The following is a 24,880-nucleotide window of genomic DNA, read 5'->3' as shown; positions in this document are numbered from 1 at the left end:
GCGCGGCCTGCTGTTAGGTCGGGACATGCCCCCGCGTGTCCCGACCGCTGTGCCCGTCCAGTGCATTCGAGCCGGGCTGCTCACAAACTCCCGCGTCAAGGCGTCGCTCTCATGATTTGGGCGGACCTGCCGATCATGCCGCCAGAGCCTCCCTGGCCCACTGGCGTGCGGGCTTGTGAAGAGTTGCGAATGCGATGTCGGACAGCAAGAGCCGTAGATGGACCGCCGACGAACTTGCGTTGCTGCGCCGACTGGCGCAGCGCAAGGAACCGCTAACCGCGATCGCCGGCACGCTGGGACGCACTGTGGAGGCCGTTCGCACCAAGGCCGCGCATGAAAGCCTCTCGCTGCAAGACGACCTGCCGTCGCGCGGCCCAAGGCGACAACCCTTTCCCTCGAAGACCGACGGCGGCCGATGATGAGCGACGCGACATCTCCCCTTGCGCCTGGCCCCGGAGACTACGTCGTCCTCTACCAGCGGCAACGTCTGTCCGGCAATTCGCGTCTCGCCCTGATCCGGCTCTCGGATAATGCCACCCAGAGGGTGATTCGGGTCACCTTCGAGTCTGTCGTGGAGGCCGGCCCCCGCTTCGAAGACGAGGCCCGACTGATGGCCGCAGCGTCCAGCACCCGCGGCTACCGCTGCGTTGACGGGCTGTACACCCCGCTGGACGCCACGGTCGACGACCATGACGTCTAAAAGAGCCGCCGGCGGGCAGGTGGGCGAGGCGCCGGCACTGTCTGACCCGCCGACGAGAGACGAGAAGTGTTCGACGCGCAGAATCGCGCCGATGACCGCCGAACGTCGCGGCAAGCACCGCGCTATCGGTCCATTCGAAGTGACCTGGAGCGGAACCTCGGGGCACCGCCACGTGCGCGTCGCGGACTTCAGTCTCAGCGGCTGCTTCATTGAGGACATTGCCACGCCGGTCACGGGCGAGCGCGTGACGCTCACGCTGCGAGTGCCAGGCGGTAGTCCCATCGAAGCCGCCGGACACGTGGCCTACGTCAATCCTCCACTCGGATTCGCCGTGGCGTTTGAGGTGGACGAGCGCGTCGCCAGTGAGCTGGCTGCGGCGGCCCGTAGAGTGTCGCAACGTCGCCGGTGACCGCGACGCCAACGCCAATCAGCGTTCACCGCGCGCGCCGTCTAGCGATTGTGTGCGGGGACTGGCGACGTGCTCATGTCACCTTGAAAGTGGGCATCCGCCTGTTAATTGTCGCCCACGAAAGGCACATTCTGGCCGTGTGGGCCAATCTCCGGCTTGCCTGGACCCGGCAAGGATCGATGTGCGGATTGGCCTAAGGCTTGCAGCTGCGAAGGCAGACTCAGGCAAGCGGGGGGACAGACTGTGAAGAATGATGTCCAGTGGACACTTGCGGCTGCCTGCATTGCCTTGCTGGCGAGTACTGCCCCCGCCATAGCCGCCCAGGTCAAGGCCGAGAACTTCACCGGATTCGTCGCCGCAGGTCGAGCTACAGACGTCGTAAGTCTGGCTCCTATGTCTGCGCGAGCCGTAGCCGCAAATCGAACTGGTGGGCAAGGGGCAGACCGCGGCTGTGGTCCCGACCGGCGAGGCCCCTCGTGCGGGGCATCGGGTGACGAAAAAGGATCACAGAAGGCCGTTGCGGTGTCAGACCCAGGCGCTACTCTCCCGTTGCTCGGCACTGCGGTCGCTGGTGTGCTGCTGCTCCGGCGTCGCTGGCGTTAGTGCCCTGCCTGAATTCTTCGCGCACCGCGGCGTAATGTTGTCCGCTACCAGCATCTGCTTGAGATGCGGCCAGGCCAGTGGCGCTATGCACTGTCCTTGACTCCCGGTGTCGGTGACCTGAGCCCGAAGGACTGACAGATACCTCGCCGAATCAATGTTTTCCGCACCCAAGAGTCTTATCGGTCTCCGGGCGCACATCGGAGAGTTGGGCTGCGCGGGCGATTTCTGACGTAAGTTTCTCCTCGATATACCGATCAAGCCCGCGAAACCAGTCGTCAGCGTGCCAATAGCCACGTTCGTCTTGGTATGCCTTCCGGCGCTGAACATGCCGTTTCAGCTCAAGAAGGTGCTGCGGATTCTGCGTGAAGTAGTCGCGAATGCGGCGTGCGTCCGCCTCGTCGTCTTGATCGGCGTGTTGCTTCCCCGCTTCGCCGAGAAGAGTAAGGCTCACAACAAGGCATAGCCCCCCCGCAGACACCAGCGCAGCGAGGATTCTTAACAATTCTGAGGCTGCAGGGCCAAAGACAAGACACCAAGTCGACAACACAAACGCTGCTACACCGAGCAACCAAGCAACCGCCTGCATAGTTTCATCTCCAGCACTCGAAGATGCACACCGGGGGCATACGGCTGAAGTGCGAAATCAATGCCACTGCAAAAGTGGGACAGAAGTGCAAAGGCGTTGGCACAATTTACTGCGCGGCGAACTGTTGTCGTCTTGGCGAATGACATCTCGTCGGAGATGTCGGTATGGGAGCCGATAATTCACGTGGGCCTTGCTGCCCACTGACAAGCACCGGATCGAGCTGTGGGCCGACCTGGCCGGCGTCAGCGTGCGGCAGGTGAGGCGCCGACTGCAAGACGACGAGGCCGCGTGAACAACTCGAAGCGCGCTTCAGACTTCTGGCTGTACGTCGGGTTCAACGTCTTCCGCCACGGGCTCGGCGCACAGACGTACGGAGAGTCGGCCGGCTTGCTGACGATGCCCTCGAGGTCGAGCGCGCAGGCCGCTCGGAAGAAGTCCGCGCCATCGCACCGCACATGCGGCACGTACCGCAGCGCGGGTCCGTCGTGTCGAACTAGGCGCCGCAGCCGGCGCTTCCGCTCGAGAAGCGGGAGTGCCCGCAGATCCTGGCCGTCGAGCGCCATCAAGTCGAACGCCGCATAGACCGGCGTGCCACGCCGTGACATGAGCGCGGCGAAGTCTGGCCGTCCATTCGCGTCGAGGCAGACGATTTCACCATCCAGGATCGCCGTCCTGCCGGCGAGAGCGGCGGCGACTTCGCGCCCGAGCTGCGCGAAGCGGGCGAACGGGTGGCCGCGCTTGCTGTACACCACGGGCTCGTCGTCGCCGATGCAGACCACGCCACGGAAGCCGTCGAACTTCAATTCGTGAACGTAGGCACGGCCGCGTACCGGCACTGGCACGCGGATCGGGGCGATTGCCTGGAGAGATGCCGGGTTGACCATGGGCGGACGTGTGCCTGACGGCCGCACCTGCCCGCGTCTGACGGCCGTGGATGCGCAACGGGTACCACACGACTCGACCGGGAGCGCTAGGCCCCTAGCGGCGGTTTCCAACGCTCGAAGTTGTGTGGACCGTTCGCCAGTCACCGTGCGGATGTCGCCCGGGACCCTAGCCCCCGCGTGAAATTGCCACGGTGCCGATTAAGCTGATCCGTGCGGCCCATTTGGCGCTAAGCTGCGCACTATGTTCCGACTCATTATCGCGACTGCGCTCGCTCTCATCTGCACCGCTTCGCCATCCGCTGCAGCCATCGTTGACTGGACATTCACAGGCACCGTCACGGTGATGGACGTCCGCCCGGACTTCGGCACCGGCGCGGGTGACTTTCGATCCCACTTCGCCCTTGGCGACCCGTGGCGCGTTGACCTGTCACTGAACACGGAGACGCGCAACGGATGCAGCGATCCGCGGGCGGGTGGGGCAGGAGGCGTCTACTCGTTCGCGAACTTTGGCAGCAGTACCATTGGCGACGACAGTTTCGCGATCCTCGGCGGGCCACTCGAAATGAACACACAGGACGGCAATTGCGGGATCGGCAAGATCGGCGCGGGTGTCGTCTTCCGGTTCTTCCGCGTGTCGTCCACGACGGTGTTTGACCCGCAGTTCCCGACGCCCATTGAAGGTGCGTTGTGGTGGTATGGCACGCCAGGTTATGACATCCCGACGTCGGCGGCGGGTGTCACGGGGGGCAGCTTGGCGATGCGGATCGGGCTGACCAACGTCGGCGGGATCTTTACCGAGGCGACCGCCACCGTGCGCGCCGTGCCTGAGCCGACCACCCTGCTCCTCTTTGTCGCTGGCGCGGTCGCCCTACGGCGCCGCCGTCGCTGATCACAGGACGTGCGGAGACGCGCACTTCGAGCCGGAGCGCCCTCGTGTAGCGTCCACCCCGGCTCGGATTGCCGCGCTTGTGGGCCAGGCTAGGCGTTGGACGCTAGAAAAAAAGTCCGAATAACAGTCCGAATAACGCCGTACATTCGGACTACTCAGTACCACTCGATCATGCGAATTGCTCAATAAATCGCGTCAAATTCGCTCCGGAATACCCGATTTGACAGTCTGAAAATCGTTGTGTCGGCGGTTCAATTCCGCCCCTCGGCACCATATCAACCCCTTTAAAATCAAGCACTTCCGGCTCTTGACCTTCATGGCTCGCTGGGTCCGAATCGGCCCAATGTGCGAACCCGATCGGCGGACCATGCCTGTTCCACGACCGGCAATGCCGTCGCCACGAGCTGCGAAATCGGCCGCCAAGTACCGCGCCGTCGTCGTCGTGGACGCGTGGCCGAGGTAGGCGCTGATCACCGTCAACGGCGTCCCGCCATCCAGCAGTCGGCTCGCGAACTCGCGCCTCAGGTCGTGGAAGTGCAGGTCGGTGATGCCGGGGCCGATGAGCTTCTCGGCCCGCACCTCGGCGGCGAGTCCTTCCGCAGTTGGCACACCTTCGTTGCGGCGGTGCACGGGCTACCGCCCCCGTACGAGGACTCGCTCGCACTGTACCAGTCGTGCACGGGGCGGCAAGCCTGGCCCACGGCGCCGACGCCAGAGTGCTCGGCGTGATGGGCCGGCGGTCAGGAGAGACGTTCGCGACGGCGGCGATTGCGATCGATCGCTGCGTCTTCAAGCAGTAACACCTCCCGGCCGGTACGGACCCGGTCTTCATGTGCATCGCGGCGGACAGGCGCCAGGCGCGGGTGTTGCTGCGCTACGTGCGCGGACTGCTGCGCGCCGTTCCGGTGCTCGCCGCCACCATCGCGAGCGAGACGAAGGACAGCATTCTTTTCACGACGGGGGTGCGGCTGGAGGTCCACACAGGATCGTTCAGATCCGTGCGTGGATTTACGTGCATCGGCGCGTGCGTCGATGAACTCGCCTTCCTCGGAAGTGACGATTCCGCGAACCCGGATCACGAGATTTTATCGGCGCTGAGGCCCGCGATGTCTACGGTCCCCGATGCGATGCTCGTTCTATTGTCGTCACCCCATGCTAAGCGTGGCGAGGTGTATCGGATTTTCGATCGCTACTACGGCAAGGACGACGCCCCGGTTCAGGTCTGGCGCGCTCCCACGCGGGTCTTCAATCCCACCGTGAGCGAACGGACGATCACGATGGCGATGCACCGGGACGAGGCCTCGGCCCGCAGCGAATACGGCGCCGAGTTCCGGTCCGACCTCGAGGGCTACGTCTCGCGCGAGATCGTCGAGGCGTGCACCGACGACGTGACCGTCCGTCCGTACGACAGCCGGCACGCCTATCGCGCCTTCGTTGACCCGGCCGGCGGCTCTGGCCAGGATTCAATGACAATCGCCATCGCGCACACCGAGCGGGTGCGTGACGTCAGCACGCATGTCATTGACTTGCTGGTAGAGATTCGACCACCGTTTAGTCCCGAGGAGGCGGTCGACCGGTTCGTGCGGCATCTGCGCGAGTACCGCATCTCGACGGTGTTCGGCGACCGGTTTGCCGGCGAGTGGGCGCGCCAGCCCTTCGACCGTCGCGGTATCCGCTACCGCATCGCCGAGCAGAACCGCTCCGAGTTGTACTTGGGGTTGCTGCCCATCTTGACGTCGGGGCGAGTCCGACTACTTCGCGACGAGCGGTTGGCGCTCCAGCTTACGGCCTTGGAACGTCGCACTAGCGCCATCGGCCGCGACACCATCAACCACCCACCCGGCGGCCACGACGATTGCGCCAATGTAATCGCGGGGGTTGCGTGCGGGCTCGAGCAGCATCGAGCCGGGCCGACGTGCGCGTTCGTCCGGGTGGACGCGTTAATGGACTGGGTCTAGCTGTTAGGACCTTCGGGCCGGTCCCTTCGCGGGGCCGTGCCCACTCTTCACCGCGATGGCGATCTCACGGCCGAGAGTTCGCTACGGGCAATCCGGCCAGGCCTTCGAGGGCAGTGTCGACTCGGGCCTTGTTCGCGGTGACTCTCGCTCGTGTGACGCGTCGAATCGTGTACCAGCCAGGGCGCCCTCCCGCGCACTGACACGCCAGATGCGTCTCGCCCTGTCGACGCCCCCCGTCGGCGGGTGAGCCGGGCCCCGGCGGTGCACAACCGGGGCAACTCACAATTTGGCCGAGTGGTGAAACGCCGATGAGGTTCGCCGTCGCGATGTTGCTGGTGTTGCTGGCCGCGTGCGTGATCGTCCGTCAGGTGGCCGCCCTCGCGGCCTTGGGCGCGCGCGTGTCGGCGCTCGAACGTTATCGCTAACAGCGGCAAGACGGTCCAGGTGATGCGTGCTCGTGTGGCTGGAGGCGGGATGTCCGGCCCGCCGTCCGCGCCGGCTCCGAGCCCCTATTGCGCCGGCGCCCCGATGAGCAGGATTGTGCCGCTGATGACCGCGTTAAAACCCTGTATCCCTGAACTCCCGGTGACCACGTTCACGAATCTGCCGCTGGCCATGGAATCAAAGCGAAATGGGCGTACAACCGTCGCGTCGGGAGCGCCATCGGTAAGGACAGCGAGTATGTCCCCCGGTTCAAATCCACTTTCTTCGTTGCGGTGGGTGACGGTCGCGCGGAACGCAATGATGTGTTCGGAAACAAAATTGCCGAGATCAGGTGTGTAGATAATGCGTGACACGTCGATGCTCGTGGCGCCACCGGAGCACACGAAACCGCTGTTGTTGATTGCGGCTATGCCCGTGGTGATCGGACCTCCCAGACCGCTTCCGCCGAGCTTGCCCGTGCAGACCACTGTCGTTGGGGACGGCGCGGCAACGACGCTCACAGGCACTGGGTTCGCAGTGTCGTTCACGATCACGGCCTGTACAGGCTTCAGGACGCCTTGCGCCAGCGCGGGAAGGGGTCCAGTGGCCAACAACCCCGCCGCCATGAGCACGATACCTGCTGCGGTTTCTACGTAACGTCGCATGACTCACCCGCTTTATGAGGGCTGTGGTCCTGCAACGATCACCAGCGATACGTGCGTCGGCGCAAGGCACGGCCCTCAAGCGTGTCAGAGCCTGCACGTCGGTGACGAGGTGCTCTCGGATGCTCCCCGGGGAGGGGGCTGGGCGTACGTTGAGCGGAAGCTTGAGTATCGCTTGTGCCGTGTCGTGTCAAGCTCAAGCAGTATCTAGGTGCTTCACTTCCCGAAACAGCTCGAAACGCGCGTCAGTCTTCTGGCTGTAGGCGGGATTCAGCGTCTTCCGCCACGGGCTCGGCTCGCGGACGTACGGCGAGCCGGCCGGCTTGCTGACGATGCCTTCGAGATCGAGTGCACACGCCGCCCGGAAAAGTCCACGCCATCGCAGCGGACATGTGGCACGTATCGGAGAGCGGGCCCGTCCTGTCGAATGAGGCGCCGCAGCCGGCGCTCTCGATCGAGCAGCGGGAGGGCCCGAAGATCCTGGCCGTCCAGCGCCAGCAGATCGAACGCGGCATAGACGGGGGTGCCTCGCCGTGTCATGAGCGCGGCAAAGTCTGGCCGTCCGTTCGCGTCGAGACAGACGATCTCGCCGTCGAGGATCGCTGCACGACCGCGGAGTGCGTCGGTGACGTTCCGTCCAAGCTGGGCGAAGCGGGCGAACCGGTACCCGCGCTTGCTGTACACGGCGGGCTCGCCCTGGCCGATGTAGATGACGCCACGGAAGCCGTCGAACTTCACCTCGTGGATGTACGACCGGTCACGAGGCGGGACGGGTACCCGGACGGGCGCGATTGGCTGAATGGATGCCGGGTTGACCATGGGCGTTAGACACCTGTCGGACGCCGTCGCCTGCCGCCGTCTGACGGGCGTGCTCAGATGGCCTCGACCTGTGGGCCACGCTGGCCGGCGTCAGCGTGCGGCAGATCCGAAGCCGACTAGCAGGCGGCCCGCCGGCCCTGGCGACGCCGACGCAGGACGACGAGGCCGCGTGAGACGCCGTTGGCCTGTACTACTCCTTCACCCAGACGAAGACTGCCGGCTTGGCCGTGGGACCGCCAGCCCCGAAGTTCCACACGGTATTGGTGATCGTCTTCCCGTCGGCAGAGATCACTGAGAATGAGCGGCAGGCAGGGTGCGTGCGACCAGAGAAGCCCGAGGAGGCTCACACCATGACGGCGATTTAGGAACAGCTGCGCCGAAAGACGCGGGCGCCGAGGACCGCGAGACTCGCAGTCAGCAGCAGCATAGTCCCAGGCTCCGGCACGTTCGCCGCCGTACTTGTGCGGATGTTGTCCAGCGCAAAGGCGGGCGCCGCCACGGCGTTGAAGGTCAGTTCGACGCGGTTAAAGAGCAGTGTGCTTTGAATACCGGCGAACCCACCGGTGAAGACAGGGTCAGGCGCCCCGGCGTACGAGAGTGATCCGACGTCAGTCGCGCCGCTGAACAACCGGATCGTTGTCGCTGCCGGAACCGGAATCGTGTTCAGGAGCGCGAACCCGTACCCGAACGTGCTGACCGGTCCTGGCAAAGTGAGGGTCAGAACGCCGGCATTCGCACCAATCGAAACAATGTTTTGCGGCGCAATGTTGTTCGTGACACCGGGGCCGCCATTGATGACGACACTGCCTGCGCCGAGACTGTAGTCGAACAGGATGCCATTCACGACGAGGCCGTCGACCTCCAATCCATCGGCCAGCCCGTTGAACGTGGTTAGCGTCGCCCCCGGTCCAAACGCGCCAGGCCCAACGGCGATGACTGCGGCCTGCGCCGGCATAACGGCCACGGTCGAAACTAGCGCAAATGCGAGCAACGTTGGTAGCATCTTCATCTGCTTCTCCCCAAGAAAGCGCGACCAGTTCGGAAGCGCGGCACTTCCCTTAGGCCATCACTTCAACGGTGCAGCCCATCGGCTATATAGAACGTGCAACCGTGTCTGAGCGGACAGAGCCATCCCCCGTGACCTTTCAGTTGGCCATGACGGTATGACGCGGAACGATACGCCTCATGGATGCGAGTTGTGGCCGCATCCGCTCGGATTCGAGTTGCGGTGCGACGTGGACGGCGATACGCGTCAGACCGCCGTCCAGCGTCGACGGGACACGGCGACGTCGCGCGCGAGTTGGGCGAACCGGGTGAACCGATACCCGCGCTTGCTGTACACCACGGGCTCGTCGTTGGCGATGCAGACCACGCCACGGAAGCCGTCGAACTTCAATTCGTGAACGTAGGCACGGCCGCGTACCGGCACTGGCACGCGGATCGGGGCGATTGCCTGGAGAGATGCCGGGTTGACCATGGGCGGACGTGTGCCTGACGGCCGCACCTGCCCGCGTCTGACGGCCGTGGATGCGCAACGGGTACCACACGACCCGACCGGGAGAGCTAGGCCCCTAGCGTCGGTTTCCAACGCTCGAAGCTTGTGTGGACCGTTCGCCAGTCACCGCGCGGATGTCGCCCCGGACCTAGCCCCCGCGTGAAGTTGGCGCTAAGCTGCTCACTATGTTCCGGTTCATCATCGCGACTGCGCTCGCTCTCGTCTGCACCGCCTCGCCATCTGCCGCGGCCATCGTGGACTGGACCTTCCTCGGCACCGTGACCTCGCTGAGCGTGAACCCCAACATCGGCGGCGGCGACTTCCGATCGCACTTCGCGGTCGGCGACCCGTGGCGCGTCGACCTGGCCCTGAACACGGACACGATCAACGGGTGCAGCTACCCGCAGGCCGGGGGCGCAGGGGGCGTCTACTCGTTCGCCCCCTTGGGCACGAGCACCATCGGCGACGATGCCTTCACCCTCCGCAGCGGCGCGCTCGAGATGAACACGCAGGGCGGGAACTGCGGGATCGGCATGGTCGGCGCTGGCGTCCAGTTCCGGTTCTTCACGGTCACGTCGACCACGATGTTCGGCACGTTCCAGCCACCGATCGAGGGCGCCCTGTGGTGGTTCGGCACGCCTGGCTATGCCATCCCGACGTCGGCGGCCGGTGTCCTCGGCGGCGCGCTAGCCATGCGCGTCGGACTGACCAACATCAATGGCGTCTTCACCGAAGCATCCGCCAGCGTCAGGGAGGTCGATGTTGTGCCTGAGCCGACCACCCTGCTCCTCTTTGTCGCTGGCGCGGTCGCCCTACGGCGCCGCCGTCGCTGATCACAGGACGTGCGGAAGACGCGCACATCGAGCCGAAGCGCCCTCGTACAGGGTCCACCCCGGCTCGGATTGTCGCGCCGTGGGCGGGCTAAGCGGCGCGCCGGAACTGCCCGCGAACGGGCCTGTACATGTCCGCGCGGTTCCCCGTCGAGGGAGAAAACGTGAGATCTGCCGCGTTGCTCGTCGCCGTCTTCACCATCACGGTCGGCGTAGTGGGCCTCATTTCTCCCGATAGCGGGACGACGGTTCGACGGCTCTACTTCGCGACGCCTGTTGGACTTTATGCAGCCGGTGTTGTTCGCCTTGCTATGGGACTGGTGGTGATTCTGTATGCCCCGGCCTCGCGTGCGCCAAAGACGCTGTGCGCGTTGGGCGCCCTGATGTGTATGCAAGCACTTACGGCGACGCTCCTCGGGCCTGGTCGCGCGCGCGCGGTCCTTGAATGGGAGACGATGCAGGGAACCGCGCTCCTGCGCGTCGGGGCCGCGGTGGCTCTAGCCACCGGGTGCTTTTTAGCCTTTGCGGTTTTAGGCCACCGCCCCAAGCCAAAAGCGAAGCACAGCAGCCCAAGGCCGGGGGACGGCTAAGGCCACTTTCACCACGGACTGCTACGCCGCGCGCCTAAACCTCCCGCGCACTGGCCTGTACATGTTCGCGGTTCCCGTTGGCGACGCCACCAGCCGCGGTTCCGGTTCATGTGCAAACCCGTGTGCAAATACGACGGCCACAGACGTCACTTCAAGGCGCTCGGACCCACTCGATGCATGGAAAATACGCCAGAATTCGCTCAGTGACGCCGCTTGCGTGAACCTGAAAATCGTAGTGTCGGCGGTTCAATTCCGCCCCTCGGCACCATCTAAACCATTCTAATTAAACAACTTACGGCTACCGCCCAAGACGGGGCCCTTCGGGTGTTTCTGGCGAGAGTCCGAATACAGTCTGCGCGGCGTCAACTACTCTTGCCGGTCGTGCAGATCTAATTGTCGCCGCGCAACAGTCCGAATACGGTCGTCGCTCCAGCCGCGTTCATGGCGTCGACGGCCGTCGCCACGAGGAGCTGGTCGGCCTCCAAATACTTGGCCGTCGTTGTCACCGACGTGTGACCGAGGTAGTTTGGATCGTCGTCAACGGCACGCCCGCAGCGCGGCGAAGTCCGGCCGTTTCTTGTTGGGTTCCCCCTCTGAAGATGGATGGCTCGAGATGTTCATGCGATTTGCTCCCGTCCTTGTAGGGTTGGCTGTTTTACTGCTCTCCACTCCTGCTCAGGCCGCTTTGTTCGAGGTACAAGTAACGGGCCTCGTAACGGTCACATCCCCCCGAGGCGGGCCGATCATCCCCACTGGGGCGATCCCGGACGGCTCGATGTTCACGTTCTTGGCGACGGTGGACTCCTCCATTCCCATGGCGGCTTGTCCTAACGGCGGCGCAACGTATCAGGCTCTCACCAACATCGCCTTAACCGCTGGAAGTCTGGTCTGGACTCGCGCCGTCGGTAACGTGGAAGTCGACGCCAACGAATGCAATTGGCGACCATTGCCGATAGACAACGTCAGGTTCCGCGTTTCCAACATGGGGGCGTCCGGCCCGTACTCACTCAACGAGCTTCGCTCAGCAGCAATCAATCTACTGATTGTCGAATTTTCAGGTTCGCCCGGAAACACGATTCCGTTCCCGTTCAACAACGTCGCCTTGTTTGCAGGCCCCGAAGGTGGGGGGATGAACTTTACAATCCACGACACCTCGACAAGATCAGTCCCGGAACCTTCGGTGCTGCAGCTTTCGTTGTTGGTGGCAGTCGCCGCTACAGGTCGCGTTCGTGCGCGACGATGCTGAGGCGTCTTCGTCCCGGATTCTAATCGGTCCAGGCCCAGCAGAACTCGCCCGCCCTTACACCTAAACCGTCACCGCCGAGGGTCCACCCCGGGTCAGATTGGCGCGCTATGGGCTGCGCGCCATCCGGCCCACCTTCGTCCGGGCCTCTTTCTATTCCTGTCGGAGCGCCGTCAGCGGCTCGATGCGCGCGGCACGACGCGCGGGCAGGTACGACGCGATCGCGGCGATGGTGCCTAGCAGCACGAGGACGCTCGCGTACGTCGGAACGTCGTATGGCGTGACGCCGAAGAGAAGCGAGCCGAGCGCGCGCAGGAGCAGCAGCGAGCCGGCGACGCCGATGGCTGCGCCGATGGCGACGAGCGCAAGGCCGCCCGCGACGACCGAACCTGTGATGCGTGCCAGCCGCGCGCCAAGAGCGATGCGGATGCCGATGTCCTTTGTCCGCTCAGCGACGAGATAGGCGAGCAGACCGTAGAGTCCGAGCGCCGCCAGCAGCAGACCGCCGACGCCGAAGCTCGTCGAGATGAGCGCGCTGATGCGTTCGCGCGCCAGACTCTCGGCCAGCGCGCTCTCGATCGTGCGAACGTTCGAGACCACCAGCGTTGGATCGAGCTCGTGCAATAACGCCGTGACCGGCTTGACCATCGACTCGGGCTGGCTCGCGCGGACGAACAGCGTCATCATCGACCACGTCATGCGGCCGTGGCTGTAGAACACGGTCGGCTTCGGCGCGTTTCTCACAGACCCTTCGCTCACGTCGCCGACGACGCCGATGATCGGCAGGTATGGGTTGTCGGCCATCATCCAGACAGAGATCGACGAGGCAAACGGATCACGCCCCGCAAAATAGGTACGGGCGAACGACTCGTTGACGACGAATCCCGCCATCGGATTCGCATTGTCCGCGTCCGTGAATTCTCGTCCACGCAGCACGGGAATGCGAAGTGTTCGGAAATATCCGGGCGCCACCATCCGGACCACGGTCGACGTCCGTTCACCCACCGGACGTTCTGGCGTGCCCAACTCGTGAAAACGCGTGCCACCGCGGGGAACGCCGATCATCGGAAGGCTTATCCCCGCCGCTGCCGACTCGACTCCAGGCAGCGCGCGCACGCGCGTCACAGCCTCGCGATAGAACTCGCGGCATCGCTCGGCGCTACAGCGCGCCGGCGAGACGGCCACACTCATCGTGAGGACGTTGTGTGGGTCGAATCCCATTGGTGAGCGATTCAGCGCGATCAGCGTGCGAACGATGACGCCGGCGCCGCAGAGCAGGACGACGGTCATGGCGACTTGCACGACGACGAGCGCCTGTCGCACACGGGGCGCGTGCCCGCCCTTCGAGCCGCGCGTCCGCAACGCGTCGGCCATCGATCGTCGCGCGAACAGGATCGTCGGTGCGAGGCCGGCGATCGCGCCTGTCGCGGCCGACAGCCCGAAGGCGTAGATCAAGACGCGTCGATCGATGAACAGTTCGGAGACGCCGAGCATGTTCGCGGGGGCCACGGCGAGCAGTGCGTCGAGACTCGCGCGCGCGAGCCCGAGGCCGAGGACCCCGCCGGCGCCAGCGAGCAGCAGGCTTTCCACCAGCACTGATCGCGCAATCGCCCAGCGTCCCGCCCCGAGTGACGCGCGAATCGCGATCTCACGCTGACGCGACGCCGATCGCGCCATGAGCATGTTGGCGACGTTGAAGCAGGCGATGGCGAGCAGTACGCCCACGCCGGCGAAGAGCACGAGCACTGACGTCCGCACCTGGCCCGTGAGCACCTCGCGTAGGGGCGTCACCGTCACGCTCGTGTTCCTGTTGAACGCGTGGGTCGCCGCGAGACGCCGCGCGATGCCCTCCAGCTCCGATCGGGCCGCGCCCGTCGTCGTGCCGGCGGCGAGGCGTCCGATGACCTGGATGAAACGTCCGTCGGTCGTCTGCCGCCACGGGCGGTTTCGATCGAGCTGAGACGCCGTCCACACGTCCACATCCTGCTGCACGAAGCGAAAGCCGGCCGGCATCACGCCGACGATCTCGTACGGGAGCTCGTCGAGCTGGACCGTGCGGCCGATGGCGCGCTCGTCGCCACCCAACTGCTCCTGCCAGGCGCGGTAACTGAGCACCGCGACGCGTGGGCCATTCGGGCGGTCGTCCTCCTCGGAGATCGCACGGCCGAGGAGCGGTGCGACGCCGAGCAGCGGAAAGAATTCCGCCGACACCTGTTGGGCGCTCACGCGTCGCGGCTCGCCGGTGCCGGTCATCGTGAACGACCACGGCCGCCAGGCGGCGAATCGTCGAAACGTGCGGCTCTCGCGCTGCCAGTCGAGCCAGTTGGCGGGCGAGACGTCGGCGTGCGGGTTGGCGCCAACAGACTCTTCGACCGTCACGAGTCGGTCGCCGTCCGGGTACGGCAGGGGCCGCAGCAGAAGCTGATCGACGACCGAGAAGACAGCGGTGTTGCCGCCGATGCCGAGGGCCAGCGTCAGGATCACGGCGAGCGAAAAGCCCGGACTGCGCCAGAGCCCGCGAGCGGCGTGCCTGACGTCTCGGGTGACATCTTCTACCAGCCGCATCGTCCGCTCGTCGTGGCCGCGTTCCTTGAGCCGCGTCAGATTCCCGAACTGTCGCCGGGCGGCGCGTTGCGCATCGGCGTCGCTGAGCCCGTCACGAGCGTAGTCGCGTGCGAGCGAATCGACATGGAACGCCATCTCGCGCTCCATGTCGCGATCCCTCGAGTGGCGTCGGAACAATGCGAGTACGCGACGAATGAAGAGCGGTGGTCGCAGGGCCATGTCACGCCTCCTGCTCGAGCGCGCGCAGCACGCGCGCGACGGCGCCCGACAGCCGCAGCCAGCCTTCGAGCTCGGCCTGCGCCGCGCGACGGCCCTTCCGCGTCAGCGCGTAGAACTTGGCGTTGCGGTTGTTGCTGGTGGGGCGCCATTCGGCCTCGATCAGACCTTGTTCTTCCATGCGATAGAGCGCCGGATAGAGCGAACCCTCCTCCACGCGCAGAACATCATCGGAGAGCTGATGCAGCCGCGCCGTGATGCCGTAGCCGTGATTGGGTCCGGTCCACAACACTTTCAGCACCAGGAGATCCAGCGTGCCCTGCAGCAGATCGCCTTTCCGCACAGCCATCGATTCGACTCCTTCCCAGCGCCTCTCACTTAGAGCGTCTGAGTGAGTGTCAGTTGAGCACAGCCTTACTTAGACGGTCAAGGGAAGAGGAGACGGGCGAGCAGCGATTCCCAGAGACCCGCCCGATACCGCCGAGGCCTCATCGACACGGCGTGAATCTCAGGCCGTCCACTACGTCACCTGCTCATCAGAATCCGGCACCTGACGGCGAGCTTGACAGCCGCTGATAAGTGTATCAGTATACCCATACACTTAAACTGTTGACGGCCAGCCCCTCTCCTATGGACATCACCATCACCCTGACCGACGGCGTGCCGATCTATCGCCAGATCGTCAACCAGGTCAAGTACTTAGTGGCATCAGGACTGCTCCAGCCCGGCGAAGAGCTTCCCCCCATCCGCACGCTCGCGCTGCAGCTGAAGGTGACGCCAAACACGATCGTGAAGGCGTACGACGAATTGGAGAGCTCGGGAGTCGTGCACATGCGCCGCGGCTCCGGCACGTTCGTGTCTGAGGGACGTCCGAAGCTGGCGCTTCTGGAGCGGCGCCGCATCATCGAGCAGCGCATCGACGCCCTGCTGGCCGAGGCACACCAGTTGAACTTCAGCGCGGACGACATCCTCCGGATGGTCCGCGAACGCAAGGCGGCCATGGACCCCGGGACCACCGCCGAACCGGCGGACGTGGAGAAATAGCATGGGACAGATAGTCGACGTCATCGACCTCTCGCGATCGTTCGGCGGCAAGCGCGCGCTCGACGGCGTGTCATTCCACGCCGCCGCGGGGCAGGTCTACGGCCTCGTAGGCGCCAACGGCGCCGGCAAGACGACGCTCCTCAAGCACCTGCTCGGCCTGCTGCGGGCCGCCACCGGCTCGGTGCGCGTCTTCGACCTCGACCCGGTTCGCGACCCTGTGGGCGTGCTGAGCCGCGCCGGCTACCTGTCCGAGGAACGCGAACTGCCGGAGTGGATGCGCGTCGACGAGCTGATGCGCTACACGCAGGCCTTCCATCCGACATGGGATGCGGCGTATGCGCGCGCGCTGCTCGAGTCGTTCGCGCTGGACCCGGCCAAAAAGGTCAAGGAGCTCTCGAAGGGCATGCGTGCCCAGGCCGCCCTGATCGCAGCCGTGGCCCATCGTCCCGCGCTGCTGGTTCTCGACGAGCCCTCGTCCGGCCTCGACGCGGTCGTGCGCCGCGACATCCTCGATGCCATCGTCCGCACCGTGGCCGATGACGGGCGGACGGTGATCTTCTCGTCGCACCTGCTCGACGAGGTGGAGCGGATGTCGGACCACGTGACGTTGATGCACCAGGGGCGCGTGATGCTCAGCGGCGTACTCGACGACGTGCGCCGCGGCTACCAGCGCAGCCGCGTGCGCTTCGTCGAGCACTTCGAGCAACCGCCGGTTCTCGAGACGGCGCTGGCCATGGAAGGTGGTGGCCGCACGTGGAGCGTCGTCCACAGCGGATCGCTCGAGCAGTTCCATCACTCGGTCCTCGCGCGCGGCGGCGAGGTCGTCGACTCGCGCGACGCCACGCTCGAAGAGATCTTCCTGGCGCGCGCTGGTCGCAGCCGCCAACCGGTGGAGGCGGCATGACGATGCGTTCACCCATCGTCGCCATGCTGTGGGAAATCTGGCGCCTGACACGGCTCGAGGCCGCCTGGCGTCTGGTCCTGGGGATCGTCGGGGGCCTGACCGTCCTGGCCGTGTTCTCGTCCCAACGCGAGGTGGCCAAGGACTTCAGCGCGGCAATCGCCCTCACCCTCATCGTCATGCTGCATTTCGTGGGGTGGCTGTCGCTGTCGAAGCTCACGAGCGGGCGGCCCGGTTTTCCGCTTCATCTCCTCTACACCCGTCCGGTGCGGACGTCGGTACTCGTCGCCGTCCCGATGGCGTATCTCGCGGCGATGCCGGCTGCGCTCTATCTCGTGTCAGCGCTTGTCCTGAGGGCGACCTCCGGTTATCCGTTCCCGCTGCTGCCCGTCGCCGCGTGGATCGCGGCCCTCAATCTGGTCCTGGCAGCGACGAACTGGTCGACCCGCAACAGGCTCATTCAGATGCTGGGCGTGATGGTTGCCACCTCGGCCTGGCTGTCTTTGGCCGTTCATCGCCTGACAGCCGTGGAGATCCAGGGCAGCTACGACTGGCCCCCGAAGCTGTGGCCGACGCTCTTCGACTTCCCACTCACGGACTATGCACTGATCGGCGCGATTGGCCTGGCATCGTTCGGTGTGGCGGTCGCCAGTGCGGCCCGCCAGCGCCACGGCGATGCGCCGGCAGCCATGCCCCGGACAGTGGACTTCCCAGGATTCCCGGAGGATCTCGTCAACCTGTTCCGGTTCCCGTGTCCGGTCTCGTCCGCGACGCGGGCGCAGGTGTGGTTCGACATGAAGTCCAGTGGACTGCCGGTGCTGACGATGGGATTGGTACTCGCGATCGTGAATCCGCTGGTGTTCGCGATCACGCGTCCCTTCGAGGTCGCCCATCGTTTTGCCGTGAGCTTGGCGATGCTCTCCGTAATGGCCGTGCTGATGTTCGGGGTCAATGCCTTCGGTATTCGCTGGAGACAGGGACGTGCGTATGCGAGCGCGTTCGAGGCGACCCAGCCGTACGGAACCGCTCGACTCGCCAGCCTCAAAGTGCTCGTGAGGTCGGCCTGCGTGTTGCCCGCGCTGTTTGCGGTCGGCCTGAGTGCCTGGGCATCCCTGTCGTTCATCATGGTCGGCAACGAGTATCTGCGCCGTGAGCTTCGTGTGATCGAAGGCGCCCTCGGAGCGCTGACCGGTAACCAGGAGGTCGCACTGGCAGTCGTCGCGTGCGTCGCGGTCGCTGTCATGGTCGCCTTGGTCGCTGCAATCCTGGCGCTCGCGGCACGGTATCCGCGTTCGCTGAACATCGCGACGTGGCTGTACATGTTGTCTTGGGGGCTCGTCCTCGTCCTGCTGGCGCTGGCCGGACACCGCGGGATTGGATTGCTCTTCGGACCGACACGGTTCATCGACGCACCGGCGATTGTGCTGGCGACGGCCTACCTCTCCTGGAGGGCGTTCGCGGAGCGACTGCTGACGCTGCGCTCGGCGTGTGTCGCCGTTCTGGTCTCGGCGGCATTCGGGACGGCATGGCTGACGATGCTGCGTGCGGCGGGCGTGTCGCTCGCCGGAATGCCCACCACGGACGCCGTCTGGATGCTGTCGCCGGTCCTGCTGCCGCTGCTGGCCAGCGTCCTTGCGCCTTTGTCGCTGAGCCGCATTCGCCATACGTGAAGAAAGGGACGCGCGAGGAGTCGAGGGGAGTTCAGGCGGTTCAACGAGACGCCCAGCTTCCCCGCGGCTTCGACGTGTCCCACGCCATTACGGAGCCTGGTCTTACTTCCCCTTACCCATGTCGTGCGGGACAACGCAGTTGGCCGTCGCGGTCACCTCGTTGCCGGCCACGTCCTGCGCCGTGATCGTCAGGTTGTAGATGCGGCCTGACTTGTTGCCACCCGAGCGCTCGGCACGCAGTTGAACGACCAGTCCGCCGTGCTCGTCCTCGGTGACGACCACGTCACCCGGGTCCATCGGCTCGTTGCTGGTGGCGGTCACCTGGAAAGATCCGCGTGCGATGCCGGACACGGGGTCGCTGGCGCCCAGGACCGCGACCCGTTGGAGCTTGTGGTTCGCCGGCCAGAGCGTGCAGCCCTCCGAGGGCAGTCCGCTCAGGACCGGAGGCACACCGTCGATCTTGACGTCGAGCGTGCGCGCTGTCTCCTCGTTGCCGGCGGCGTCGGTCGCGAAGTAGCTGACTGTCGTGACGCCCTCCGGGGCGACCGCGAACGACGCGGAGTGTCCCGGCACGATCGTCTCGCCGCCCGTTTGCGCGCCGGCCAGCGAATACCGGAGCAGGTCGACCCATCCGGTGGGCGTGTCGGTCAGACCGCTCGCGAGGTCGGTCGCTTCGAGGCTCACGCTGACGGCGGCCTGGTTCCAGCCGTTGGCGTTCGGCGACGGATCCACCTTCGCGGTGGTGACCGGATCGACGGCATCCGAGTACACGGCGAAGTTGGTCGCCTCCAGGCGTGGCGGATTCTCGGCGGGCACGTTCACCAGCTTCCGCAGGTGAGTCACGGGGTCTTCGACCGCCATGGTCGTGGAACCGCCGCCGTCCAGGTTGAGCGCGTTCCAGACGCCGTAGTCGTTCTTCAGCAGGTCGGCGACTTCGCCCACTTGCATGCCATGGCCGCCGTTGGTGCCGTCGACTGTGAACAGGACCATGGTCCGGCCGTCCTGGGTCACGCCGATGGCCGTGCGCGCGTTACTCAGGTCGTACCAGTGGCGCCCGGCGCGCGTGTATGTGAGCGGCAGCGTGCCGAGGGGAGGCACCGGGCCGGGGGTGAGGAGCGCGTCGGGGTGGGTGGCGTCGGTGTACTCCGGGATCGTCTTGACGCCATTTGTCAGGATCTGACCGGATCCAGCGAGCGCGTTCCACAGCTCCACGCCCTCGAGGATGCCCATCCCGTCGACCGAGCCAGGATCACGATGGACGATGCTCGCGTTGTTGGACTTGTCGACGTTCAGCCCGGGAGCATTGGCGACGATCGCGTAGCTCTGGATGGGCGACGACTCGAAGCCCGAATAGACCTTCCCGCGCGAGGCGGCCAGGCCGATCACGTACGCAAACGCGCCCTGGGTCGATCCGCCGGGCACCGGAAACGGCGCGAAGAAGTGAACGTTGATCGCCGCCTGCGCGTGCGCCGTGTCGAGGAAGTCGAGGGTGCGCTGCCGGACGACCTCGAAGGGAACGACCGGCCAGTTCGGTGTCGTAGAGCCAGGGGCTACAGCCGGCAGGTTCTCTCCGGGCGGCGTGAGCTTGAAGTGGACCGCGGGTGACCACAGGTCGATGAGCAGGATGTTCATCCGCGCCAGGCGTGGGTTCGGCGTCGGCGCGGGGCACCCGGGACACTGGAACTGCGGGTACGGCTCCGTTCGCTTGATATGGGTGACGCCGGGAAACAGCGGCGTGACGACGGTCTGTGCCTGGACTCCGGCCGCGCCCCAGAGCGCCAGACCCGAAGCGACGATCAAACGGGCAGCTCGGTAAGACATCACACCTCCATCGGCCACGAATGCGCTTGTCCCCTAAACCGCGCCTTGGGTCACGGGACTGGCTTGAAAAGGAATGCCGCAACCCCCCCGTGCTTGACCTCGTGGATTAGTTCGAGTTCGGGGTGCGCTTGGGTAAACCAAAGCGTCTCGTTGTAAGCCTTGCGCGGACGCTCCCGGTGCAGTCGCCAATCCTGCATGACAACCAGGGTGATGCCTGGCATGAAGCTCGGGGAGAATGTGTCAAACCAGTCTTGGTTCACCTTCATGGTCCTGCCGCAGTCGACATACATGATCTCGATTGGGGAACCGGGCCACTTGATGGGTGGTAGCGATTCGTTGCCGTCGTGATCGGAAATCTTGGCCCGGACCACGTTCAGAAACGGCCTCGCGTCGCCAATGAACCGATCAAACAGTGCGCGGAAGTCGGCGTGGTTCGGAAGCCGATCCGCTTGGTCGACATACTGGTTCATCCACGATGTGCGCCACACGAAATCGTCGTAGACGTGAAGTTGCTTGTCGCTGAATTTCGGGTTCGACCTGAGCCCTCGAATGATGTGCCGCGTTGACTTGCCGAGCCACGGACCGAGCTCGATCACTTCTCCGCGGCCAAGGTACGTTTGGCCGATCCATTCGTAGTATTGCGCTTCTTCGTCAGAGATCATGCCAGGCATGTCGATGGCGTCGAGGTGATGCGCTTTCCATGGCGCGTCGTCCTCCATCAGATAGGTCCGAAGCGATTGATCGGCGCGCGTGGTCTCTCGGCCGGACAAATTGATCTGCCGGATGCGATCTTCGAGGGTGACCTGAAACCACTCGCCTTCCTCATGGAGGACTCTCAGCTCAGCGAGTGCACTAGCCGGCGCGGTCGTCAGGATGTTGTTGAGCGTACCGAGGGCGAGACGCCTCTGCAAACTTAAGTCGAGCCTGCGAAGGAGTGCTCGAACGACAGCCTTGATCATTATCCGTATCCTCTGTAGCCACAGTGCCAACCGCCCTGAACACCTTGGAGCGGTCAAGAACGCGCCACCTCACCGTGGGTCGCCGCGATGGGGCTCACGGGGCCAGCGTCGCACGCTGACAGGCCCTGTCAGAATAATCCGGATCGCCTGCGGCTGACGGCAGCAGCTCGGGGTCGACGACGGCACGCCGGAGTGGAAATTCGACCGTGGGTGGACGGCCGGGTGCGAATCGCTGCCCGAACTGTCACACGATCGCGACCTTGACGTTGTGGATGGGAGGCAGCGCGTCGAACACGCAGTCCCACTGCTCGCCGCCTTCGCGCCCGATCCACAGCTGACCGGTCGTCGTGCCGAAATAGAGCGCCGGCGTCTTCAACCGATCGACGTCCATCGCATCCCTGAGGATGGTGAAGTAGCTCGCCTTGCGCGGCAGGCCCTTCGTGAGCTTGCGCCACGAGCCGCCGCCGTTCTCGCTGCGCCATATCGCCGGCGTGCCTCCCGGACACGTGCGCGTGGACGGCTCGAGCGGTGCCACATACACCGTGTCCGGATCGTGCGGGTGCACGAGGATCGGGAATCCGAAGTCACTCGGCAGGCCATCCGCGATCGATCGCCAGCTATGACCGTAGTCGTCGCTCCTGAGCACGCCGATGCCGGGTCGCGGCCCGCCGGGGCCCGCCCACTCGGACCAGCCGCCGTGGTTCTGCATGTAGAGCCGGGAGGGCAGGTCTTCGTGCCGCGCGATCTTGTGCACGCACTGGCCGAATTCGGGATACGGATTGGGCGAGAAACCGGCGCCGACACCCTCGTTCGACGCAACGAACGTCTGGCCGCCGTCCTCACTGAGGTAGTGACCACCGGTGGAAATGCCGAGGTGCACCCGGTCGCCGCTGCGGACAATCGTGTGCATGCACAGGCCGCCGTTGCCGGGCTGCCATTGACGTGCGTGCGGATGATTGCTGATGCCGTCGACCAACGCCCACGAGTCGCCGCCATCGGGGCTGCGGAACAATGCCGCAGGCTCGACGCCCGCCAGCAGTTCCTTCTTGCCGGCGCCCATCTCGAGCGACCAGATGTTCGCGAGCGCGCGTCCATCGTCCTTCGGGAACGCAGGAGCGGACTTCGTCTCTTTGAACGATCGGCCCAGGTCGGTCGATTTCAACACCTTCATGCCGAAGAACGGATTGCAGCTCGACGCGTAGATCTTCGGGGTGCTGCCGCGCGTATCGACGAGGCTCGAATACACCGGCACGCCTTCGCCGAAGGGACCACGCAGATCAAAACGGCCCCGCTTCTTGGCGGACTCAGCGACGAACACGCCCTTCTTCGTGCCAATGGTGAGAAGCACACGGTCAGCCATGCTCAGCCTCCTGAAACGGCGGGAAGGATCGTGACGACGTCCTCCCGCCTCAGCCTGGTCGCGACGCCATCGAGGTCGCGCACGTTGTCGTCGTTGACGAACACGTTGAGGTGCCGTCGGATCGCTCCGGTCTCGTCGCACACGTTTCGGTATAGCTGCGGCTGCGTGCGTTCCATCTCGCCGAGAGCCTGCTGTACCGTGTCGGCCGACACGACCAGTTCGGATGCATTGCCGCAGTACTGGCGCAGCGGCGCCGGTACGAAGACGATGACGGTGGGGATCTCTGACACGGATGGCGCGAGCGTACCGCGCGGCCCCACCGCACGCAATCGTTTGTGTCGGAACCTGACGTCGAGTGCCAAGTCGCGCTCAGCCGGCGTCAGCGGGTCGCCAGTCGATTGGCAAGCAAAGCCGACGTGACGCGTTGCGCCAAACGCGGCGACAGCCGCTTGCGGCCAGGCCGACACGCTCGAGGTTGCAGCGGTGTCCCTGGAGCGGCTGCGGACGCGCGAAATGTAGTCCGGTCGCGCGGCCACGTTCGTATGCGTCGTCTACGTGGCTGGCACAAGGGGCGAGGCCGACCGACGAGGCAGTGTGCGGGAGTCACCAAGCCGCGACGCGAGCCGCAGCAAGGATGCGCGATCCTCTGCCGCCAGGGCACGAAAGTGCCACAACAGGACGTGCTCCTCATCGTCGACGAGTTCCCGGTCGGGCGAGTGCGTCTCGGCGGCGGGAACTCCAGCGATCAACGCGGCCCGCAACCTGCGGGCGAGATGTTCGGCGCGCAACTGATAGAACTCCGTCAGCAGGTTGTCAGCTCGCCGTGCCGCGTCGTACAGCGGCTCCAGGTCGCCATGCTGACCCTCCTGCGCGACCTCCCGGAGGCGAAGCCGCAAGGTCCAATGCGCTTCGCGCCACTCGTCGAGCAGCACGCGCTCGCCAGGCCGCGATGAGGTCCCCGTGGCGCGCGGCGCCTGCCGCGTCGCCGCGGCGACTTCCGTGACGCTCTTGACGACGTAGAGATGGAGGCGGCGCGCAGCCCCGCCAATGGAAGCGGCAGCGTCTGGTTGGAGAAGGGACACGACGGACCTCGCCCGGGCCACACGCCCATGAGTGGACGCCACAGCGCGGCGCCGCCTTGTGCAGGGCAAGACCAGCGCCAGTACGGCAGTAGCCTTCTCGCACAGACTCTCGCCGATATCGCGGACCGATATCCGCGCTGCCTCCGCCTTCGGTCTGCCGCGGGGCGAACTTCGGAACAAGGCGCCGTGGAAGGCAGCCCCTGGTTCGTGCGACTACTCCTCGGCGCGACTGCTTGGCGTCAGAGTCATGGGGGCGGCGGGCGGCAGCGGTGCACTGCCGCGACGTGGCCGGAACTGGAACTGCAGCATCGCGATGTGGTTGTGACGCTCCGGGCGCAGTCCAAGCCGGAAGACTTCCTGCCACATGTACCCGGCCTCGACGGCGATCGCACTCGTCACCGGATGATTCACGCCCGCGAACAAGCGGTGCTGGTCGAACCCCGCCGCGGGACCCAGGTGCGTGTCGCTCCAGTTGATGAACAGCTCCTGGTGCAGCACCATCGCCCACGAGGGCACGCTCGGGATCGGACGCGTGAACCGGAACTGCTCCCGCATCCGGTGCGAGAGCTCGCCCCATTGCCCGAGATACCGCTGGTCCTCGCGCACGCGCGCCTGCGCCGTCCACTTCCCTATCCGAGGCAGGACGAACGACGCCTGCTCGTACGCCTGGTGCTCGTAGAGCGTGCCGAGGACCGTGTGCCTCGGGACGAATGCGTATGCCGCGCTCACCTGCAGCTTTGGCGTGACGCGCTTGAACAGCCCCGCGCGAAGGGTCACCTGGTCGTAGTGGCTGAAGTTCTCGTTCCAACGGGGCTGCGCCTCGAGGATGAGACCCCAGGTGTCCGCGACTGGAATCTGGCTGTTCCACTGCACCCAGAGCTGCGCGTCCCACTGGTCGACGATGGCTTGCCCGGATGCTGAACCCGGGCACATGGCCAGGACGGTCGCGAGCACCGTGAGGCGGACCAGCGACGTCACGACGCGTCGTGTACGGGCCACGCGCGCAGAAACCTTGCAAGGAGCTGCGCTCCTGAACCGGCGAACCATAAGCGTGACAATCAATGGGGGCACGACAGAAGCAAGCACAATTATGCCGGACGGTCGCGCGTCAGTCATCCCTCGAGGACGGGAACGCCGGGCTGGTCGCCTCCGCCAAGGCTTCGGCGCTCAA

Annotated in this window: 26 protein-coding genes; 11 read left to right on the top strand and 15 right to left on the bottom strand. The window is 65.3% G+C overall.

Annotated elements, in window-relative coordinates:
- Window positions 1-239: 239 nt before the first annotated feature.
- The 3 genes from LuPra_RS16785 (at window position 240) to LuPra_RS16775 (ending at window position 1,109) form a co-directional block, all read left to right on the top strand.
- Window positions 240-419 (top strand): hypothetical protein, encoded by a 180-nt coding sequence (locus LuPra_RS16785; protein WP_157899300.1) that lies wholly within the window; start codon window positions 240-242, stop codon window positions 417-419.
- On the top strand, window positions 419-700 hold the full coding sequence (locus tag LuPra_RS16780) for a hypothetical protein (protein WP_162271427.1): 282 nt from the start codon (window positions 419-421) through the stop codon (window positions 698-700). Before LuPra_RS16785 ends, LuPra_RS16780 begins: the two co-directional genes overlap by 1 nt.
- A 91-nt stretch (window positions 701-791) precedes the next feature.
- The gene (locus LuPra_RS16775; protein ID WP_157899299.1) at window positions 792-1,109 is read left to right on the top strand and encodes a PilZ domain-containing protein; all 318 of its coding nucleotides are present in this window, start codon (window positions 792-794) and stop codon (window positions 1,107-1,109) included.
- A gap of 754 nt (window positions 1,110-1,863) precedes the next feature.
- Here the strand turns inward: LuPra_RS16775 and LuPra_RS31995 are convergent.
- Both LuPra_RS31995 and LuPra_RS16770 read right to left on the bottom strand, forming a co-directional pair.
- On the bottom strand, window positions 1,864-2,298 hold the full coding sequence (locus LuPra_RS31995) for a hypothetical protein (protein WP_157899298.1): 435 nt from the start codon (window positions 2,296-2,298) through the stop codon (window positions 1,864-1,866).
- Between the two features lie 242 nt (window positions 2,299-2,540).
- Window positions 2,541-3,182, bottom strand: coding sequence for an ATP-dependent DNA ligase (locus LuPra_RS16770; RefSeq protein ID WP_110171804.1), 642 nt, complete (start codon window positions 3,180-3,182; stop codon window positions 2,541-2,543).
- 241 nt (window positions 3,183-3,423) lie between these two features.
- Between LuPra_RS16770 and LuPra_RS16765 the strand changes: the two genes are divergently transcribed.
- A complete protein-coding gene (locus LuPra_RS16765) occupies window positions 3,424-4,071 on the top strand; it encodes a PEP-CTERM sorting domain-containing protein (RefSeq protein ID WP_110171803.1) in 648 nt (215 codons plus the stop codon).
- Window positions 4,072-4,266: 195 nt separating this feature from the next.
- On the opposite strand, the gene LuPra_RS16760 is transcribed toward LuPra_RS16765, so the two are convergent.
- Window positions 4,267-4,701, bottom strand: a complete 435-nt coding sequence (locus tag LuPra_RS16760; protein ID WP_110171802.1) for a tyrosine-type recombinase/integrase — start codon at window positions 4,699-4,701, stop codon at window positions 4,267-4,269.
- A gap of 44 nt (window positions 4,702-4,745) precedes the next feature.
- Between LuPra_RS16760 and LuPra_RS33935 the strand changes: the two genes are divergently transcribed.
- Both LuPra_RS33935 and LuPra_RS16755 read left to right on the top strand, forming a co-directional pair.
- The gene (locus LuPra_RS33935) at window positions 4,746-4,871 is read left to right on the top strand and encodes a hypothetical protein (protein ID WP_257724461.1); all 126 of its coding nucleotides are present in this window, start codon (window positions 4,746-4,748) and stop codon (window positions 4,869-4,871) included.
- A gap of 30 nt (window positions 4,872-4,901) precedes the next feature.
- Window positions 4,902-6,029 (top strand): terminase large subunit, encoded by a 1,128-nt coding sequence (locus tag LuPra_RS16755; RefSeq protein ID WP_110171801.1) that lies wholly within the window; start codon window positions 4,902-4,904, stop codon window positions 6,027-6,029.
- 509 nt (window positions 6,030-6,538) lie between these two features.
- Here the strand turns inward: LuPra_RS16755 and LuPra_RS16750 are convergent.
- From LuPra_RS16750 to LuPra_RS16735, 4 genes are all read right to left on the bottom strand, one after another.
- Window positions 6,539-7,117, bottom strand: coding sequence for a hypothetical protein (locus tag LuPra_RS16750; protein WP_157899297.1), 579 nt, complete (start codon window positions 7,115-7,117; stop codon window positions 6,539-6,541).
- Between the two features lie 267 nt (window positions 7,118-7,384).
- Window positions 7,385-7,933, bottom strand: a complete 549-nt coding sequence (locus tag LuPra_RS16745) for an ATP-dependent DNA ligase (RefSeq protein WP_110171799.1) — start codon at window positions 7,931-7,933, stop codon at window positions 7,385-7,387.
- Between the two features lie 361 nt (window positions 7,934-8,294).
- A complete protein-coding gene (locus LuPra_RS16740) occupies window positions 8,295-8,888 on the bottom strand; it encodes a PEP-CTERM sorting domain-containing protein (RefSeq protein WP_234800433.1) in 594 nt (197 codons plus the stop codon).
- Between the two features lie 297 nt (window positions 8,889-9,185).
- Window positions 9,186-9,410 (bottom strand): DNA ligase-like domain-containing protein, encoded by a 225-nt coding sequence (locus LuPra_RS16735; protein ID WP_110171797.1) that lies wholly within the window; start codon window positions 9,408-9,410, stop codon window positions 9,186-9,188.
- 203 nt (window positions 9,411-9,613) lie between these two features.
- Here LuPra_RS16735 and LuPra_RS16730 point away from each other — a divergent pair, with 203 nt between their 5' ends.
- Window positions 9,614-10,261 carry a PEP-CTERM sorting domain-containing protein gene (locus LuPra_RS16730; protein ID WP_110171796.1) on the top strand — a complete coding sequence of 216 codons (648 nt, stop codon included), beginning with the start codon at window positions 9,614-9,616 and terminating at the stop codon, window positions 10,259-10,261.
- Window positions 10,262-11,467: 1,206 nt separating this feature from the next.
- Entirely contained in the window at window positions 11,468-12,094 is a 627-nt protein-coding gene (locus LuPra_RS31990) for a hypothetical protein (RefSeq protein ID WP_234800432.1), read from the top strand.
- 150 nt (window positions 12,095-12,244) lie between these two features.
- On the opposite strand, the gene LuPra_RS16720 is transcribed toward LuPra_RS31990, so the two are convergent.
- Window positions 12,245-14,875 (bottom strand): ABC transporter permease, encoded by a 2,631-nt coding sequence (locus LuPra_RS16720; protein ID WP_110171794.1) that lies wholly within the window; start codon window positions 14,873-14,875, stop codon window positions 12,245-12,247.
- Between the two features lies 1 nt (window position 14,876).
- Complete coding sequence (locus LuPra_RS16715; protein WP_110171793.1) at window positions 14,877-15,221, bottom strand: PadR family transcriptional regulator; 345 nt, start codon at window positions 15,219-15,221, stop codon at window positions 14,877-14,879.
- Between the two features lie 281 nt (window positions 15,222-15,502).
- Here LuPra_RS16715 and LuPra_RS16710 point away from each other — a divergent pair, with 281 nt between their 5' ends.
- The 3 genes from LuPra_RS16710 to LuPra_RS16700 are packed head-to-tail and all read left to right on the top strand — an operon-like array spanning window position 15,503 to window position 18,487.
- On the top strand, window positions 15,503-15,916 hold the full coding sequence (locus LuPra_RS16710; RefSeq protein WP_110171792.1) for a GntR family transcriptional regulator: 414 nt from the start codon (window positions 15,503-15,505) through the stop codon (window positions 15,914-15,916).
- A 1-nt stretch (window position 15,917) separates the two neighbouring features.
- Window positions 15,918-16,820 carry an ABC transporter ATP-binding protein gene (locus LuPra_RS16705; RefSeq protein ID WP_110171791.1) on the top strand — a complete coding sequence of 301 codons (903 nt, stop codon included), beginning with the start codon at window positions 15,918-15,920 and terminating at the stop codon, window positions 16,818-16,820.
- On the top strand, window positions 16,817-18,487 hold the full coding sequence (locus tag LuPra_RS16700; protein WP_157899294.1) for a hypothetical protein: 1,671 nt from the start codon (window positions 16,817-16,819) through the stop codon (window positions 18,485-18,487). The genes LuPra_RS16705 and LuPra_RS16700 overlap by 4 nt, the downstream gene beginning before the upstream one ends.
- Before the next feature lie 102 nt (window positions 18,488-18,589).
- On the opposite strand, the gene LuPra_RS16695 is transcribed toward LuPra_RS16700, so the two are convergent.
- From LuPra_RS16695 to LuPra_RS16670, 6 genes are all read right to left on the bottom strand, one after another.
- A complete protein-coding gene (locus LuPra_RS16695) occupies window positions 18,590-20,308 on the bottom strand; it encodes a phosphodiester glycosidase family protein (protein ID WP_110171789.1) in 1,719 nt (572 codons plus the stop codon).
- 50 nt (window positions 20,309-20,358) lie between these two features.
- Window positions 20,359-21,267 (bottom strand): hypothetical protein, encoded by a 909-nt coding sequence (locus LuPra_RS16690; protein ID WP_110171788.1) that lies wholly within the window; start codon window positions 21,265-21,267, stop codon window positions 20,359-20,361.
- A 244-nt stretch (window positions 21,268-21,511) separates the two neighbouring features.
- The gene (locus LuPra_RS31985) at window positions 21,512-22,627 is read right to left on the bottom strand and encodes a WD40/YVTN/BNR-like repeat-containing protein (RefSeq protein WP_157899293.1); all 1,116 of its coding nucleotides are present in this window, start codon (window positions 22,625-22,627) and stop codon (window positions 21,512-21,514) included.
- Between the two features lie 2 nt (window positions 22,628-22,629).
- Complete coding sequence (locus tag LuPra_RS31980) at window positions 22,630-22,917, bottom strand: ubiquitin-like small modifier protein 1 (protein ID WP_157899292.1); 288 nt, start codon at window positions 22,915-22,917, stop codon at window positions 22,630-22,632.
- Window positions 22,918-23,178: 261 nt separating this feature from the next.
- A complete protein-coding gene (locus LuPra_RS16675; RefSeq protein ID WP_157899291.1) occupies window positions 23,179-23,709 on the bottom strand; it encodes a hypothetical protein in 531 nt (176 codons plus the stop codon).
- Window positions 23,710-23,922: 213 nt separating this feature from the next.
- Window positions 23,923-24,687, bottom strand: coding sequence for a DUF2490 domain-containing protein (locus tag LuPra_RS16670; protein WP_157899290.1), 765 nt, complete (start codon window positions 24,685-24,687; stop codon window positions 23,923-23,925).
- Window positions 24,688-24,880 lie beyond the last annotated feature (193 nt).

Source organism: Luteitalea pratensis, assembly GCF_001618865.1.
Lineage (GTDB): Bacteria > Acidobacteriota > Vicinamibacteria > Vicinamibacterales > Vicinamibacteraceae > Luteitalea > Luteitalea pratensis.
The sequence above is the reverse complement of the archived record's forward strand: the minus strand, read 5'-3'. Positions and strand labels throughout refer to the sequence as shown.

Coding starts and splice junctions, on each gene's coding strand:
- LuPra_RS16690 (WP_110171788.1), bottom strand. CDS start 21,267: ATGATCAAGGCTGTCGTTCGAGCACTCCTTCGCAGGCTCGACTTAAGT.
- LuPra_RS31985 (WP_157899293.1), bottom strand. CDS start 22,627: ATGGCTGACCGTGTGCTTCTCACCATTGGCACGAAGAAGGGCGTGTTC.
- LuPra_RS31990 (WP_234800432.1), top strand. CDS start 11,468: ATGCGATTTGCTCCCGTCCTTGTAGGGTTGGCTGTTTTACTGCTCTCC.
- LuPra_RS16700 (WP_157899294.1), top strand. CDS start 16,817: ATGACGATGCGTTCACCCATCGTCGCCATGCTGTGGGAAATCTGGCGC.
- LuPra_RS16735 (WP_110171797.1), bottom strand. CDS start 9,410: ATGGTCAACCCGGCATCTCTCCAGGCAATCGCCCCGATCCGCGTGCCA.
- LuPra_RS16755 (WP_110171801.1), top strand. CDS start 4,902: ATGTGCATCGCGGCGGACAGGCGCCAGGCGCGGGTGTTGCTGCGCTAC.
- LuPra_RS16780 (WP_162271427.1), top strand. CDS start 419: ATGAGCGACGCGACATCTCCCCTTGCGCCTGGCCCCGGAGACTACGTC.
- LuPra_RS16770 (WP_110171804.1), bottom strand. CDS start 3,182: ATGGTCAACCCGGCATCTCTCCAGGCAATCGCCCCGATCCGCGTGCCA.
- LuPra_RS16745 (WP_110171799.1), bottom strand. CDS start 7,933: ATGGTCAACCCGGCATCCATTCAGCCAATCGCGCCCGTCCGGGTACCC.
- LuPra_RS16715 (WP_110171793.1), bottom strand. CDS start 15,221: ATGGCTGTGCGGAAAGGCGATCTGCTGCAGGGCACGCTGGATCTCCTG.
- LuPra_RS16730 (WP_110171796.1), top strand. CDS start 9,614: ATGTTCCGGTTCATCATCGCGACTGCGCTCGCTCTCGTCTGCACCGCC.
- LuPra_RS16740 (WP_234800433.1), bottom strand. CDS start 8,888: ATGCCGGCGCAGGCCGCAGTCATCGCCGTTGGGCCTGGCGCGTTTGGA.
- LuPra_RS16705 (WP_110171791.1), top strand. CDS start 15,918: ATGGGACAGATAGTCGACGTCATCGACCTCTCGCGATCGTTCGGCGGC.
- LuPra_RS16765 (WP_110171803.1), top strand. CDS start 3,424: ATGTTCCGACTCATTATCGCGACTGCGCTCGCTCTCATCTGCACCGCT.
- LuPra_RS16710 (WP_110171792.1), top strand. CDS start 15,503: ATGGACATCACCATCACCCTGACCGACGGCGTGCCGATCTATCGCCAG.
- LuPra_RS31995 (WP_157899298.1), bottom strand. CDS start 2,298: ATGCAGGCGGTTGCTTGGTTGCTCGGTGTAGCAGCGTTTGTGTTGTCG.
- LuPra_RS16720 (WP_110171794.1), bottom strand. CDS start 14,875: ATGGCCCTGCGACCACCGCTCTTCATTCGTCGCGTACTCGCATTGTTC.
- LuPra_RS16775 (WP_157899299.1), top strand. CDS start 792: ATGACCGCCGAACGTCGCGGCAAGCACCGCGCTATCGGTCCATTCGAA.
- LuPra_RS16695 (WP_110171789.1), bottom strand. CDS start 20,308: ATGTCTTACCGAGCTGCCCGTTTGATCGTCGCTTCGGGTCTGGCGCTC.
- LuPra_RS16750 (WP_157899297.1), bottom strand. CDS start 7,117: ATGCGACGTTACGTAGAAACCGCAGCAGGTATCGTGCTCATGGCGGCG.